The sequence below is a fragment of the Streptomyces kronopolitis genome (assembly GCF_050953795.1).
GTDB lineage: Bacteria > Actinomycetota > Actinomycetes > Streptomycetales > Streptomycetaceae > Streptomyces > Streptomyces kronopolitis_A.
In genome coordinates this window covers 6,650,516-6,664,315 of sequence record NZ_CP191850.1, presented here as the reverse complement: position 1 = coordinate 6,664,315, position 13,800 = coordinate 6,650,516, and the positions used below count along the sequence as shown (strand labels likewise).

General features: G+C 73.5%; 10 protein-coding genes and 1 tRNA gene. 6 read left to right on the top strand and 5 right to left on the bottom strand.

Annotation, left to right across the window (positions count from 1 at the left end):
• Position 1: 1 nt before the first annotated feature.
• Positions 2-1,564: a GMC family oxidoreductase gene (locus ACQP17_RS29405; RefSeq protein WP_433858986.1), complete on the top strand. Its 1,563-nt coding sequence runs from the start codon at positions 2-4 to the stop codon at positions 1,562-1,564.
• Positions 1,565-1,918: 354 nt separating this feature from the next.
• On the opposite strand, the gene ACQP17_RS29400 is transcribed toward ACQP17_RS29405, so the two are convergent.
• Positions 1,919-2,003 (bottom strand) — tRNA-Leu (locus ACQP17_RS29400).
• Between the two features lie 105 nt (positions 2,004-2,108).
• On the opposite strand from ACQP17_RS29400, the gene ACQP17_RS29395 reads away from it, so the two are divergent.
• Positions 2,109-3,443, top strand: a complete 1,335-nt coding sequence (locus tag ACQP17_RS29395; protein WP_433858985.1) for a DUF2254 domain-containing protein — start codon at positions 2,109-2,111, stop codon at positions 3,441-3,443.
• Positions 3,444-3,519: 76 nt separating this feature from the next.
• On the opposite strand, the gene ACQP17_RS29390 is transcribed toward ACQP17_RS29395, so the two are convergent.
• Both ACQP17_RS29390 and ACQP17_RS29385 read right to left on the bottom strand, forming a co-directional pair.
• Positions 3,520-5,115, bottom strand: coding sequence for an aldehyde dehydrogenase family protein (locus ACQP17_RS29390; protein WP_433858984.1), 1,596 nt, complete (start codon positions 5,113-5,115; stop codon positions 3,520-3,522).
• A gap of 418 nt (positions 5,116-5,533) precedes the next feature.
• Positions 5,534-5,911 carry a chorismate mutase gene (locus tag ACQP17_RS29385; protein WP_364881562.1) on the bottom strand — a complete coding sequence of 126 codons (378 nt, stop codon included), beginning with the start codon at positions 5,909-5,911 and terminating at the stop codon, positions 5,534-5,536.
• Between the two features lie 553 nt (positions 5,912-6,464).
• Between ACQP17_RS29385 and ACQP17_RS29380 the strand changes: the two genes are divergently transcribed.
• Both ACQP17_RS29380 and fdhD read left to right on the top strand, forming a co-directional pair.
• Complete coding sequence (locus ACQP17_RS29380) at positions 6,465-7,823, top strand: FAD-dependent monooxygenase (protein ID WP_433858983.1); 1,359 nt, start codon at positions 6,465-6,467, stop codon at positions 7,821-7,823.
• A 174-nt stretch (positions 7,824-7,997) separates the two neighbouring features.
• Positions 7,998-8,882, top strand: coding sequence for a formate dehydrogenase accessory sulfurtransferase FdhD (gene fdhD, locus ACQP17_RS29375; protein ID WP_433858982.1), 885 nt, complete (start codon positions 7,998-8,000; stop codon positions 8,880-8,882).
• Between the two features lie 56 nt (positions 8,883-8,938).
• Here the strand turns inward: fdhD and ACQP17_RS29370 are convergent, their stop codons facing one another.
• Positions 8,939-9,382: a MarR family winged helix-turn-helix transcriptional regulator gene (locus tag ACQP17_RS29370; protein ID WP_189097858.1), complete on the bottom strand. Its 444-nt coding sequence runs from the start codon at positions 9,380-9,382 to the stop codon at positions 8,939-8,941.
• A gap of 141 nt (positions 9,383-9,523) precedes the next feature.
• Between ACQP17_RS29370 and ACQP17_RS29365 the strand changes: the two genes are divergently transcribed.
• On the top strand, positions 9,524-10,465 hold the full coding sequence (locus tag ACQP17_RS29365; RefSeq protein WP_433858981.1) for a quinone oxidoreductase family protein: 942 nt from the start codon (positions 9,524-9,526) through the stop codon (positions 10,463-10,465).
• Between the two features lie 243 nt (positions 10,466-10,708).
• The gene (locus tag ACQP17_RS29360; protein ID WP_433858980.1) at positions 10,709-12,682 is read left to right on the top strand and encodes an exo-alpha-sialidase; all 1,974 of its coding nucleotides are present in this window, start codon (positions 10,709-10,711) and stop codon (positions 12,680-12,682) included.
• A 4-nt stretch (positions 12,683-12,686) separates the two neighbouring features.
• Here ACQP17_RS29360 and ACQP17_RS29355 read toward each other — a convergent pair whose 3' ends face one another.
• Complete coding sequence (locus ACQP17_RS29355) at positions 12,687-13,763, bottom strand: bile acid:sodium symporter family protein (protein ID WP_433858979.1); 1,077 nt, start codon at positions 13,761-13,763, stop codon at positions 12,687-12,689.
• Positions 13,764-13,800 lie beyond the last annotated feature (37 nt).

Here is a 13,800-nt window from a genome sequence, read left to right as displayed (position 1 = left end):
GATGTCCCAAGAAGCGCCTGTGGACGAGTTCGACTACGTGGTGGTCGGCGGCGGCACGGCCGGATCCGTCGTCGCGGCCCGGCTCAGCGAGGACCCGGCGGTCAGCGTCTGCCTCCTGGAGGCCGGCCCCTCCGACGTCGGCGACGACAACGTCCTGCGGCTGGACCGCTGGATGGGGCTGCTGGAGTCCGGCTACGACTGGGACTACCCGGTCGAACCCCAGGAGAACGGCAACAGCTTCATGCGGCACGCCCGCGCCAAAGTGCTCGGCGGCTGCTCCTCGCACAACTCCTGCATCGCCTTCTGGGCCCCGGCCGAGGACCTCGACGAGTGGGCCGCCATGGGCTGCACGGGCTGGAGCGCGGCCGACTGCTTCCCGCTCTACCAGCGGCTGGAGAACAACGACGCCCCCGGCGACCACCACGGCCGCAGCGGCCCGGTGACCCTGCGCACCGTGCCGCCCGACGACCCGTGCGGGGTGGCCCTCCTGGAGGCCTGCGCGGCGGCCGGCATCCCGACGACGCCGTTCAACACCGGCCGGACCGTCATCCGCGGCGCGAACTGGTTCCAGATCAACTGCCGCCCCGACGGCACCCGTTCCTCGGCGTCGGTCTCCTACCTCCACCCCGTCATGGGCACCCGCAAGAACCTCGAGGTACGCACCGGACTCCAGGCCCGGCGCCTGAACTTCGACTCCGCCCGGCGCTGCACCGGCGTGGACTACCTCGACCCCGACCTGGTGCACACCCGCACCGTCAACGCCCGGCGCGAGACCGTCGTCTCCTGCGGCGCCATCGACACCCCGAAGCTGCTGATGCTCTCCGGCATCGGCCCGGCCACCCATCTGCGCGCCACCGGTATCGACCCGCTGGTCGACTCCCCCGGCGTCGGCTCCTCCCTCCAGGACCACCCGGAGGGCGTGATCATGTGGGACGCCCGGCGGCCCATGGTCACCTCGTCCACCCAGTGGTGGGAGATCGGCATCTTCGCCGACACCGAACCGGGCCTCGACCGCCCGGACCTGATGTTCCACTACGGGTCGATGCCGTTCGACATGAACACCTACCGCCGCGGCTATCCGACCTCGGAGAACGCGTTCTGCCTCACCCCGAACGTCACCCGCGCCCGCTCCCTGGGCACCGTACGCCTGCGCACCCGCGACTTCCGCGACAAGCCCATGGTCGACCCGCGCTACTTCACCGACGAACACGATATCCGCGTCATGACCGCGGGACTCCGCCTGGCCCGCGAGATCGTGTCCCAGCCCCCCATGGCCGACTGGGCCGGCACCGAACTCGCCCCCGGCCCCTCCGCCCGCTCCGACGCCGAACTGCTCGACTACATCCGCACGACCCACAACACCGTCTACCACCCGGCCTGCACCGTCCGCATGGGCGCCGCCGACGACCAGGCGACCCCCCTCGACCCCCAACTGCGCGTCAAGGGCGTCACCGGCCTGCGCGTGGCTGACGGTTCGGTCATGCCGTTCCTGCCCGCCGTGAACCCCTGCATCACCACGATGATGATCGGCGAAAAGTGCGCCGACCTGCTGCGCAGCAGCTGATCAAGGCGCACTGAAGACCTACGAGGTGGGCTCCCTTCGCCGGCATTGTCCGGATCAGGTGCTAGGGGTCGCCTTCCGGTCTCCCGACCTTCCGGCCTCTCAGCCCGACCTTTCTTCATGTCCTCGGCGAGAGCCAGAACTCCCTTCTCCGAGGCCCGTCCGGTCGAACTCCCTCGCTCGCCCCGTAGGCCTTCACCAAGGATACTCCGGAATTCCGGGGACGGAAGGGGCGTATCGCCAGCAATCCGGCATCCCGGAAGGGGAGCGTCGCGCACCGTCGACGGGGAGGCGCGCACACGCAATCGGCGGGCTACGACCGTGTGGTCGCAGCCCGCCGATTGTGTACTTCTTCTGTGTCCGAGGGGGGACTTGAACCCCCACGCCCGATAAAGGGCACTAGCACCTCAAGCTAGCGCGTCTGCCATTCCGCCACCCGGACTAGGTGTGATCGTCACGGGGCGTTCCCCGCGGCGACATGGATAACAATACCAAGGTTTCGGAGTGCCCTTCACCTGCGTATCCGGGTGCCGCATAACCTCGATTTATGGGCAATAAGGTACACATCGCGCATCTCGATGGTCCACGCAGGCCAAAAGCGCTTTCTCCGTTGCGGGAGCATCTGCGGGACACCTTCTGGTTCGCCCCCATGGCGGGGCTGGTGTGTGCGGTCCTGCTGTGGTGGGCGGTCGCGGCGCTCGATGAGGCGATCCTCGCGCATCTGCACCGGATCGAGGCCTACGCGGAGATCCGTGAGCTGGTCTCGATCACCGAGGACGCCAAGGTCATCGTGACGACGATCAGCTCGGCGATGCTGACCTTCATCGGGGTGGTCTTCAGCATTTCGCTGGTCGCGCTGCAGATGGCGAGCGGTCAGCGCACCCCGCGGGTGGTGCGGATCTTCATCCGCAGCCGGATCAGCAAGCTCACCTTCACGGTCTTCCTCGCGACCTTTCTGTTCTCGCTGCTGGTGCTCACCTCCTTCGAGAGTGAGCGCACCGCGCGGCAGGTGACCTCGGTGCCCCTGGCGCAGACGCTGCTCACGCTGCTGCTGGTGGGGCTCAGCCTGGTGCTGTTCGTCGTCTACGTGTCCGGCACGCTGCGGCTGATGCAGGTGGGGCCGGTGGTCGACCGCATCGCCCGGGAGGCGCTGCGGATGCTGGAGCGGCAGGGGACGGGGGCGGAGGGCGCGGGAGCCGGGGTGCCGGAGGGGCCCGAGACGGCGTGTGTGGCGCATGACGGGCGGGCCGGTGTGCTGAAGGACGTGCATGTGGCCCGGCTGGTGCGGGTGGCGCGGCGGCACGGCGTGGTGCTGCGGCTGATCCCGCGGACCGGGGACTTCGTCCTGCCGGGGACGCCGGTGCTCGCGGTGCACGGCGGGGCGGCGCCACCGCGGCGGGCGCTGCGGTACACGGTGTCGGTGGGGGTGGAGCGCACCTTCCACCAGGATCTCGGGCTGGGGCTGCGACAGTTGTCGGACATCGCGCTGCGGGCCCTGTCGCCGGCGGTGAACGACCCGACCACCGCCGTGCAGTGCCTGGACCGGATCGTGCAGATTCTGGCGGCGGTGGCGCCGCTGCCGCTCGGGACGGTCCAGCACCGGGACCGCCGGGGCGCGGTGCGGCTGACGCAGAGCATTCCGGGCTGGACGGATCTGGTGGATCTGGGACTGACCGAGATCCGGGCGGCCGCGGTGACCGGCCCGCAGATCAGCCGGCGGCTGCTGGCCGGGACCGAGGATCTGCTGCTGCTCGTACCGCGGGAACGGCGGCAGCCGCTGGTACGGCACCGCACGCTGCTCCTCCAGGCGATCGAGAGTGCGGTGCCCTCGGCGGCGGACCGGCGGTTCGCCTCGCATCCGGACCGGCAGGGGATCGGCTGACACGGGTTGGGCGGCACGGGGCGGGGCCCGTGCCGCCCGGACCCGGAGTGCCGGCCCGGGCGGCCCGGGCGGCCCGCTACGGCATCAGGTGGTAGTCCGGGAAGTTGCCCGGCAGGCGTTCGGCGGACGGGCCCTCGGTCACCGCGCGGACCAGGAGTTCGCCGCCCACGAACGCGCCGCTCCAGGAGTTGCCGAAGCCGCCGAACAGCTCGTCGCGGTCGCCGCGGGAGCGGGGCTTGCCGTGGCCGACCTTGAAGGCGCGGATCTGCGGGGCGAGGCGGTCGTAGGTGTCCTTGTCGTCGCAGGACAGGCTGGCGACCAGCGCGCCGTTGCTGGCGTTCATGGCGGTGAGCAGCTCGGCCTCGGTGTCGACGGGCACGATCGTGTCGACCGGGCCGAAGGGCTCGGCGTGGTGCAGCGGGGAGGAGGAGGGCGGGGCCAGCAGCGTGGTGGGCGGGAAGTAGGCCGAAGTGTCCTGGGAGGGCAGGAAGTGGCCGTCGGCGAGGCTGCCCCGGTGCAGGGGGACGGCACCCCGGGTGATCGCCTCGGCGGTGAGGTCGGCCAGCTCCTTGGCCTTGCCGGCGTTGATCAGCGGGCCGAAGTCGAGTTCCGGGAGCGGGTCGGCGGGATCGGCGACGGCCAGCGGGTGTCCGAAGCGCACGCTGCGGACCGCCGGGAGATAGGCGGTGAGGAAGTCGGCGAAGGCCTCGCGCTGGACGACGAAGCGGGGGTAGGCGGTGCAGCGCTGCTTGGCGTAGTCGAAGGTCTTGCGCAGCAGCGGGGTCAGGGTCTGCCAGTCGCTGAAGTTCCAGATGCCCCAGGTGTTGAGGCCCTCCTGTTCGAGGATGTGGCGCTTGCCGAGGTCGGCTACGGCGGTGGCGACCCGGGCGCCGGTGTCCCGCCCGCCGACGAAGGAGACACAGCCGATCTCGGGCGAGCGGACCAGGGCGGGCGACAGCTCCTTGCCGCTGCCGCTGACCAGGGTGACCGGCACCCCCTCGCGGGCGGCCAGGGCGCAGGCCAGGGTCAGACACACCAGGCCGCCGTCGGTCGGGGTCTTGGCCATCACCGCGTTGCCGGCCAGTGCCTGCACCAGCATCGCGTGGATCAGCACCGACATCGGATAGTTCCAGCTGGCGATGTTGCTGACCGGGCCGGGCAGCGGGGTGCGGTCGGCGAGCATCCGCTCGATCTCGGTGACGTACCAGCGGACGCCGTCGATGGCACGGTCGACATCGGCCTGGGCGAGCTTCCAGGGCTTGCCGATCTCCCAGACCAGGAGCAGGGCGAGCAGTTCACGGTGCTCGGTCAGCGCGTCGAGGGCGGCGGAGATCCTGGCCTTGCGCTCGGTCAACGGGACCTCGCGCCAGGCCCGGTGCTGGTCGAGGGAGGCCCGTACGGCGTGCAGGGCGGCGTCCGCGTCCAGGCGGGGCGGGCCCGCGATGGGCGTGCCGTCGACGGGGCTGGTGGCGGGCAGCGGATCGCCGTCCGGGTGCCAGGCGCCGGCCCAGAGGTTCAGGGCCCGGTCGTCGCGGAACGCCTCGGGGGCCGCCGCCAGACTGCGCTGCCAGGCGTCCTGCCAGGACGTGCCGGGCTTGAGAACGAGCGTCGGGGCGGGGGCGGGGTGCGCGTCCCGCTGCACGTTCGGGGTGGACGGGGAGGTGGGGGCCATCGTTGTCTCCGCTCTCGGTGCACGGCCGGAGGGGCAGGGTGGTGGCGCTCGGCGGTCCCGGGGAACCGCGCTACTGGACGGTAGTGGGCATGCGGGCACCGCGGGACGGTCCGGCGTCAGGTATGGCGAGTGTCACTCGGCCCGCGCGACGGGGCCACCCGGGTGAGGCGGTCGGGGTGTGTGGTGCGCGAGGGATCAGCGACCGCGGGCGGGGTGGCCGAGGGGGACGTGACGGCGCGGGACGGCAGGTGGGTGAGGGGTCGAGGGGGCCACGCGGGACGGCCGGTGGGTGAAGTGGCCGGTGGGTGGCGAGGTACGCGAAGGACCGCCACGTGGCTCACAAAGAAAGGGAGTTGATGCGCGAGAAGGGGCGAGCGGCCCTCATCGCTCACCCCTCTTCATGACGACAGCCCCGTGCTCAGCCCGCAGCCGGCTCGGTGCGCTCCTCCGCGCCTTCCTGGGTGCGGTCGGCGATCGCCCGGTGGTGGCGGACCACTTCGCCGATGATGAAGTTGAGGAACTTCTCGGCGAAGGCCGGGTCCAGCCTCGCGTCCTCGGCCAGCCGCCGCAGCCGTTCGATCTGCGCGGCCTCACGGGCCGGATCGGCGGGCGGCAGGTGGTGGCGGGCCTTGAGTTCGCCGACCTGCTGGGTGCACTTGAAGCGCTCGGCGAGCAGATGCACCAGGGCGGCGTCGAGGTTGTCGATGCTGCCGCGCAGGTAGCGCAGCTGCTCGCGGGCCGCCTCGTCAGCGACGGAGGCCGCGTCGCCGGCCGCCGGTGCTGTCCCTTCGCTCATGTGCGTCTCGCCATTCGTGGTCGGTCGGTGCCCGGTGCGGTGTGCTGCTGCCGGTACGCCGGGGTGATCTGGATGATCAGAGTGATCCACCGGCACATTACCCGGATGAGGGGGCTTGACCGGGGGTGATCTCACGGAGCGGAACGGCGGGAGTCCTGTTCGGAGGTCACGCGTGGAGAGCCGCTCCGAGCAGGGGCGCGGCGGCCGGGTGGGGCCCGGGGCGGCGCGGGCGGGAGCGTGCGCGGGCGCTTCGAGGGTGTCGTGCGATCGGCGCGGGCGCGTGCGCGGGACCGACACGGCGAACGCCCGATGGCGGGACCCCCCACAGATCCCGCCACCGGGCCGCTTTGCCGCGGGGCCGATTCACTCGTCCGGCCCCGGCTCAGGCATATACCCAGGCTGTCGCCCGGCCATCCCTCCTGCGCCGCATGTACGTAATTCCTGTGGTCTTTCCCGAACTCCGGGCGCCGGAGTGGAACACCTGCCACAATGCGCCCGATCGAACCGGGCGGCCGACCGACCCTCGGCTGCGGGACAGCGCAGGGGGCGCCGTATGAGCACGCACCGTATGACGATCGCAGGGGCCGATGTCGCCGTCGTGGGCGGCAGTATCGCCGGATGCGCCGCGGCACTGGCCGCCCATCGCGCCGGCGCCGGCCGGATCACCCTCCACGAACGCACCGCGGGTCCGCTCGCGGACCGGGGCGTCGGCCTCGTGGTGCACGACGCCCGGTACGCCGAACTCGCGGCGGCCGGGTATCTGGACACCGCGATGCCGTGGGCGCAGCTGACCACCCGCCGCTGGTACGTGCGGGACGGCGCCGCCCCGCTCGGCCGCCAGATCGCCGTCCAGCCCTTCCCGTTCCGCTCGTACTGCTGGGGGCCGCTCTGGCGGGAGTTACGTCAACGGCTGCCCCAGGACACGGTGTTCCGGACGGGGACCCGGGTGACGGGGGTGGACGGCGACGCGGACGGCGCGGTGCTGCGTTTCGGGGGCGGGGACGGCGACGGTGGCGGCGGCGGTGACACGGCCTCGGGCGTCGGCGGGTCGGACGGCCGTGCCGCACCCGGCGGTCGTGCGGAGCGGTTCGATCTGGTCATCGGGGCGGACGGCTACCGCTCGGTGGTCCGCGAGGCCGCGTTCCCCGGCGTCCGGGCCGACTACGCCGGTTATCCGGCCTGGCGGGGCACCGTCCCGGCGGACCGGATGGCGGCGCTGGACCTCCCCGGCCTGCCGTCCGAGCCGTGGGCGGAGGAGGACTGTGTCTACGGCGTCTTCCCCGGCGGTCACGTGATCATCTACCGCATCCCCGACGGCCGCGGCGGACTGCGCGCCAACTGGGTGCTGTACACCGCGCCGCCCGAGGGCCTCGACCTGGGGCCCGACGCCCCCGCAGGGCTGCCGCCGGGCGCCCTCACCGACGCGCTGCACGACCATCTCCAGTACGTCACGGGCGAGTTGCTGCCGCCGTACTGGGGCGGACTGATGAGATTGACGACTCGTCAGGAACTTTTCCTCCAGCCCATGTACGACTTCACGGCGCCGCGGTACACGGCCGGTCGGCTGCTGCTCGCCGGCGATGCCGCCACCGTCGCCCGGCCGCACACCGGCGGCGGCGCGGTCAAGGCGCTCCAGGACGCCGCCGCGCTGGAGACCGCGCTGCGGGCCCTGCCGGAGCGGCCGGACGCCCTGGAGGCGTACGGCACCGAGCGGGGCAGGACCGGCCGGAGCATGGTCGAGCTGGGGCGGCGGCTGGGACGGGCCTTCGTCCAGGACACCCCGGACTGGCGGACGCTGGACCAGGCCGGGCTGGAGGCGGCCTGGGCCGCGGCCGACGGTTCGGGCGCCTTCGGCGGCCGGGAGCTGAATCAGGCGGCGAAGGAGGCGGCGCCCGGCGGGCCGGGGCGCTGAGGCCGGGGCAGCAAGCCGGGAGCCGTGCGGGAGAATGGGGAGGCCGGGCCGGCCGGGGCCGACGTGGGACACCACGCGCCAGCGCCGCACGGCAGCCGCCGCATTCCGGGCCGCTTCGGCTGTCCGCCGCTACGCCACCGGGTCCAGGGCCGGTGAGGACGGGACTGATCAGACATGGGACGGGTCACCGAGCGACGCCGCGTCATCCGCATCCGCGACGGTGTCGCGAGCACCCGTCCGGACACCCTCGTCGCCGAGGAGCCGATGGAGATCCGGCTCGGTGGCAAGCCGCTGGCGATCACGATGCGCACACCGGGCGACGACTTCGCGCTCGCCGCCGGATTCCTCGTCAGCGAGGGCGTCCTGGCGCACGCCGACGAGCTGGCGAACATCGTCTACTGCGCGGGGGCGACCACCCCGGACCCCTCCCCCGCGGGCGGGGCCGGGAGCGGGGAGGGGATGAACTCCTACAACGTGGTGGACGTGCGGCTCGCGGACGGGGTGCCGGTCCCGGACATCACCCTGGAGCGCAACGTCTATACGACGTCGTCATGCGGGCTGTGCGGCAAGGCCAGCCTGGACGCGGTGCGCACCCGCACCCGCTGGCCGCTGGACACCGACCCCGCCACCCCGGTGCGGATCGCGCCGGAGACGCTGGCCGCGCTGCCCGACCGGCTGCGGGCCGCCCAGCGGGTGTTCGAGCGGACCGGGGGTCTGCACGCCGCGGCGCTGTTCACGGTGGACGGTGACCTGCTGGACATCCGGGAGGACGTGGGGCGGCACAACGCCGTCGACAAGATCATCGGGCGGGCGCTGCAGGAGGGGCGGCTGCCGCTGTCCTCGGGTGTGCTGATGGTCTCCGGGCGGGCCTCGTTCGAGCTGGCGCAGAAGGCCGTGATGGCGGGCATTCCGGTGCTGGCCGCGGTCTCGGCGCCGTCCTCGCTCGCCGTCGATCTGGCCGACGGGGCCGGGCTGACCCTGATCGGGTTTCTGCGCGGCTCGTCGATGAACGTGTACGCGGGCGAGCACCGGGTGGCGGTGCCGGGAGCGGCCGGCTGACCCCGCGGCGGGCCGGGCCCGGCAGCGGGTGACGTACGGCGCCCGGCGGCCGGGCGTCACTCCCCGGGCAGCGCGATCCGGGTGAGCAGGGCGATCAGCTGCTCGCGTTCGGCGGGGGTCAGGGCGGCGGTCAGTTCCGCGTTGGCCCGGTCGCCGAGCCGCTGGGTGCGGCGCAGCCGCCGCCGGCCGTCGGCGGAGATCTCGACGGCGTTCTTGCGCCGGTCCCCCGGGTCGGGGGTGCGGGTCACCAGCCCGTCCCGTTGCAGGTCGTTGACGAGCGCGACCATGTCCTTGGGGTCGATGCCCAGCGTCCGGCCGAGCTCCGCCTGGGAGACCGGGCCGAGTTCGGCGACCGCCGACAGCACGGCGTGGTGCATCATCCGCATGCCCTCGGCGGCGAGGGCGTCGGCGACGAGCCGGTGCCCCCGGGCGGCGGCGCGGCCGAGCAGCCAGCTGGGGAGCGCGCGGATGCGGCTGGGGGCGTAGGGGAGGTCGGACATGGGACCACCGTACCCGGAAGTCATGGGGAGGCCCCACGAAATAACATGGGTGACACCAACGGGTTTCCGGTTATCGTTGGGGCACCCCATGACCTCCGGCGGTGTGTGTGCCGACCGGAGACATCGTCCAGGAGGTGGCCCGTGCGCCGAGTCCGTTTCCATGCCTACGGCGGTCCCGAGGTGCTGCGCGTCGAGGAAGCCGAGGCGCCGGAGCCCGGGCCCGGTGAACTCCTCGTCCGCACCGAGGCGATCGGCGTCACGCTGCCGTGCGTGCGACGGGTGCGCGGCGACGGCAACGGGGGCGGCGATCCGCTGCCCGCCGTGCCCGGCGGGGAAATCGCCGGGGTGGTCGTCGCGCTCGGGGCGGACGTCACCGGCTTCGCCGTCGGGGACCGCGTCACCTCGCTCACCCTCACCGGCTCCTACGCCGAACTCGTCCTCGCCCCCGCCTTCCTGGCGAGCCGGATACCGGAGGGCGCGAGCGCCGTGGAGGCGGTGGCGCTGGTGCGCGGCGGCCATGTCGCGCTCGCCGTGCTGCACACCGCGGCACCGCGGGACGCCGAGTCCGTGCTGATCACCGGCGCGGCCGGCGGCGTCGGGCAGCTCGCCGTGCAACTCGCCAAGCTCCGGGGCGTATCGCGGGTGGTGGCCGCCGTCGGATCGGCCGCCAAGGCGGAGTTCGTCCTCGGGCTGGGGGCCGACGAGGTGGTCACCTACGACCAGGAGTCCTGGGGCGCGCCGGCCGACATCGTGCTGGACGGTGTCGGGGGCGAGGTGCTGCCGCGGGCCCTGGCCGCGACGGCCCCCGGCGGGCGGCTGGTCTTCTTCAACTCCGGTGGCGGGACGGTCCCGGCGTACGCGCTGCTGGCCGGTGACCGGACCCTCACCGGGCTGACGATGCGCCGCTTCGCCGCCGTGCACGGGGAACGCTACGCACGCGACGGGGAACTCCTGTGGGAGCTGGCCGGATCCGGCCGGCTGCGGGCCGCCGTCCATGCCGAACTGCCGCTGGCCGAGGCGGCGAAGGCGCACGAGATCATCGAGGCCCGGGCCAACCTCGGCAAGGTCGTGCTGCGGCCGTGAGGCGGCGGGACGCGGTGTCGTGAGGGGCATCCGGCGCACTCGGCACTCGCCTCTCCCGCGCCCCGTCCGGCACACCCGGCGCAGCACTTGCGGGCCGGGCGGGTGAATTCCGGCTGCGGCGCGGAGAACCGGCGCACGCTCCTTGTCGCGGTCCCCACGCGGCAGTAGCTTCCGTCGCGATGCACATAGGACGTGGGATGTCCTGATGACCCGACGCCGATGCCTCGAAGGGCAGGCCGGACCATGACGTCAGTTCTCCGCGCACACCCCAGCCACCGCAGCAGACCCCGGCACCGCCGTGCCGCTGCCCTGCTCGCCGCGCTGGCCGCCACCGCCCTCGCCCTCCTGCCCACCGGCCCCGCCCAGGCCGCGCCCGGCGGTGTGCCCGGCGCCACGGCTGCCGCAGCGCCCGCCCCGGCCGGCGGATTCGACCAGCAGGTCCTCTTCAAGGCGTCCCGGGAACAGGGCTACTTCTGCTTCCGTATACCGGCCGTGGTGAAGTCCGCCCGGGGAACCCTCCTCGCGTTCGCCGAGGGACGGCGGCACGACTGCGGGGACGCCGGCGACATCGACCTGGTGCTCAAGCGGTCCACCGACGGCGGCCGCACCTGGGGCCCGCTCCAGGTCGTCAACCACGGAGGCGGCGACACCCACGGCAACCCGGCGCCCGTGGTGGACCGCCGCACCGGCCGCATCGTGCTGGCCGAGACCTACAACAAGGGCCGCGCCGACGGCCTCAGCTGCGACGTCCCCTGTGACCGCACCCCGCACCTCCAGTACAGCGACGACGACGGCGCGTCCTGGTCCGCGCCCCGGGACCTGACCCCCGCCATCCGTCCCCCGCAGTGGAATTCCTGGTACGCCACCGGCCCCCTGCACGGCATCCAGCTCACCCGCGGACGGCACCGCGGCCGGCTGGTCATCGGCATCAACTCCGAGAGCTACGCGGACCACCGGGTCACCGCCAACCACGCCGCGCTGGTGCACAGCGACGACGGCGGCACCACCTGGAAGGTCGGCGCGCTGGACACCTGGCCGGTCGCCGCCGACGGCACCTTCCGGCAGAAGCCCTCCGAGATGGCCCTCCTGGAACGCTCCGACGGCTCGGTCTACGTCAACGGCCGCGAGCAGGACGGCACCGATCCGGGGCATCGCACCGCGGCCGTCAGCCGCGACGGCGGGGCGTCGTTCAGCGCGCCGTTCCGTGCCCTGCCCGACCTCTACGCGCCGATGGTGCAGGGCTCCGCGCTGCTGCTGCCGCACTCGTCCGCCGCGGGCGGCCGCAGCCGCACCCTCCTCGCGGCGCCCGCCGACCCCGACCGGCGCCGCACCATGACCATCCGCTCCTCCTGGGACGAGGGGCGCACCTGGGAGGACGTGGAGCGGGGCGCCCGGGTCACCACCGACTGGTCCGGCTACTCGGACCTGGTGGCCCTCTCCCCCGAGGTCACCGGCCTGATGTACGAGGGCGGCGCGGTCGACGCCCGGGACGAGATCCGCTTCGCGCGCTTCACCGAGGCCTGGCTCGGCCCGCGCCGGGGGCCGGACCCCACGACCCGCGACACCGCCCCGGGTGCCCGGCCCGCGCTCGTGCTCGGCGGCCCCCGCGCCACCGACGGCCGCTTCGGCCGGGCGCTGTCCTTCGACGGCACCGACGACGCGGTCCGCCTCCCCTTCCGCTCCTCCCTGCCCCTGGGCACCCGCGACTTCACGTGCAGCCTGTGGTTCCGCTACGACGCCACGACCGGCGAGCAGCCGCTGCTGTGGATGGGCGGCGTGGGCGCCCGGGCCCCGCAGGTCGCGGTGGAGGGCGACCCCACCCACGGCCGGCTCGTCGGCCATCTGACCGCCGTCAACGGCGCCGCACCGCCCGCCACCGCCCAGGCCGCGACCCACGGCGCCTACAACGACGGCGGCTGGCACCACCTGGCGCTGCGCCGCACCGGCGGCCGGCTGCTGCTCACCGTGGACGGCGGCGAGACCACCGTGGTGCCCGACGTCCCCGGGTCGGTCAGCCGGGGCTCGGTGTTCGGGGTGCACCTGGGCCAGAAGCCCGACGGCCGGGTGCAGTTCACCGGCGCGCTGGACGAGGTCCGCGTCTACGGGCGCGCCCTGAGCGATACCGAACTGGCCGCCCTGCGCACCGAGAACGCCGCCGCGCCCGGCCCGCTGGTCCTCGGGCTCCCCCTGGACCGGGTGCGGGGCGCGGGGCGTTAGGGCGTCAGCCGCGCGGTCCCGGCGGACGCTGCCCGGCTGCCGCCACGGCCTGTGCCGGGACCGCACCACCGGGACCGGCCGGGGCCGCCGCCCGCCGCGGCTCCGGCACGGCGCGGGCCGCCATCCGCTTCGCCAGGAACGCGCACACCATCAACTGCATCTGGTGGAACAGCATCAGCGGCAGCACCATGAGCCCGGCCTGCGCGCCGAAGAGGACGCTGGCCATCGGCAGACCGGCCGCCAGGCTCTTCTTCGAGCCGGCGAAGGTGATCGCGATCCGGTCCTCGCGGCGGAAGCCGAGCCTCCCGGCACCGTACGAGGTGACCGTCAGCATCACCGCGAGCAGCACCGCCTCGACCCCCAGCAGGCACAGCAGCCGCGGCGCGGAGACCTGGTGCCAGATGCCCCGGACGACACCCGCGCTGAACGCGGCGTAGACGACGAGCAGGATCGAGCCGCGGTCCACCCGGCCCAGCACCCTCCGGTGACGGGTGAGGAAGCCACCGATCCACCGCCGCAGGAGCTGCCCGGCGAGGAACGGCAGCAGCAGCTGACAGACGATCGGCAGCAGCGATGCGGCGCGGAAGCCACCGCCGTCGCCGGGCAGGACGAGGCCGGCCAGCAGCGGGGTGAGGACGATCCCGGCGAGGCTGGAGAACGAGCCGGCGCAGATCGCCGCCGCGACATTGCCGCGGGCCAGGGCGGTGAAGGCGATCGAGGACTGGACCGTGGACGGCACCAGGCACAGGAACAGCAGCCCCGTGTAGAGGGTGGTCGGCAGCACCTCGGGGACCAGCAGGCGGGCGGCCAGACCGAGCGCGGGGAACAGCACGAAGGTGCAGGCCAGGACGGTGAGATGGAGCCGCCAGTGGCGCAGCCCGTCGAGCGCCTCGCGGGTGGAGAGCCGGGCACCGTAGAGGAAGAAGAGCAGTGCCACGGCTGCGGTCGAGGCGCCCTCGGCGACGGTGGCGCCCGATCCGCGGGCGGGCAGCAGCGCGGCCAGTGCGACGGTCCCCAGCAGCGCCAGGATGAATCCGTCCACGGGCAGCCAGGAGGGCAGCTTGGGCGCAGGGCGGTGCATGGATCTCGCTTCGGTCGTTCGGCGGCTCTCGGGCGGG

Coding starts and splice junctions, on each gene's coding strand:
- ACQP17_RS29395 (WP_433858985.1), top strand. CDS start 2,109: ATGGGCAATAAGGTACACATCGCGCATCTCGATGGTCCACGCAGGCCA.
- ACQP17_RS29405 (WP_433858986.1), top strand. CDS start 2: ATGTCCCAAGAAGCGCCTGTGGACGAGTTCGACTACGTGGTGGTCGGC.
- ACQP17_RS29360 (WP_433858980.1), top strand. CDS start 10,709: ATGACGTCAGTTCTCCGCGCACACCCCAGCCACCGCAGCAGACCCCGG.
- ACQP17_RS29355 (WP_433858979.1), bottom strand. CDS start 13,763: ATGCACCGCCCTGCGCCCAAGCTGCCCTCCTGGCTGCCCGTGGACGGA.
- ACQP17_RS29385 (WP_364881562.1), bottom strand. CDS start 5,911: ATGAGCGAAGGGACAGCACCGGCGGCCGGCGACGCGGCCTCCGTCGCT.
- ACQP17_RS29390 (WP_433858984.1), bottom strand. CDS start 5,115: ATGGCCCCCACCTCCCCGTCCACCCCGAACGTGCAGCGGGACGCGCAC.
- ACQP17_RS29380 (WP_433858983.1), top strand. CDS start 6,465: ATGAGCACGCACCGTATGACGATCGCAGGGGCCGATGTCGCCGTCGTG.
- ACQP17_RS29370 (WP_189097858.1), bottom strand. CDS start 9,382: ATGTCCGACCTCCCCTACGCCCCCAGCCGCATCCGCGCGCTCCCCAGC.
- fdhD (WP_433858982.1), top strand. CDS start 7,998: ATGGGACGGGTCACCGAGCGACGCCGCGTCATCCGCATCCGCGACGGT.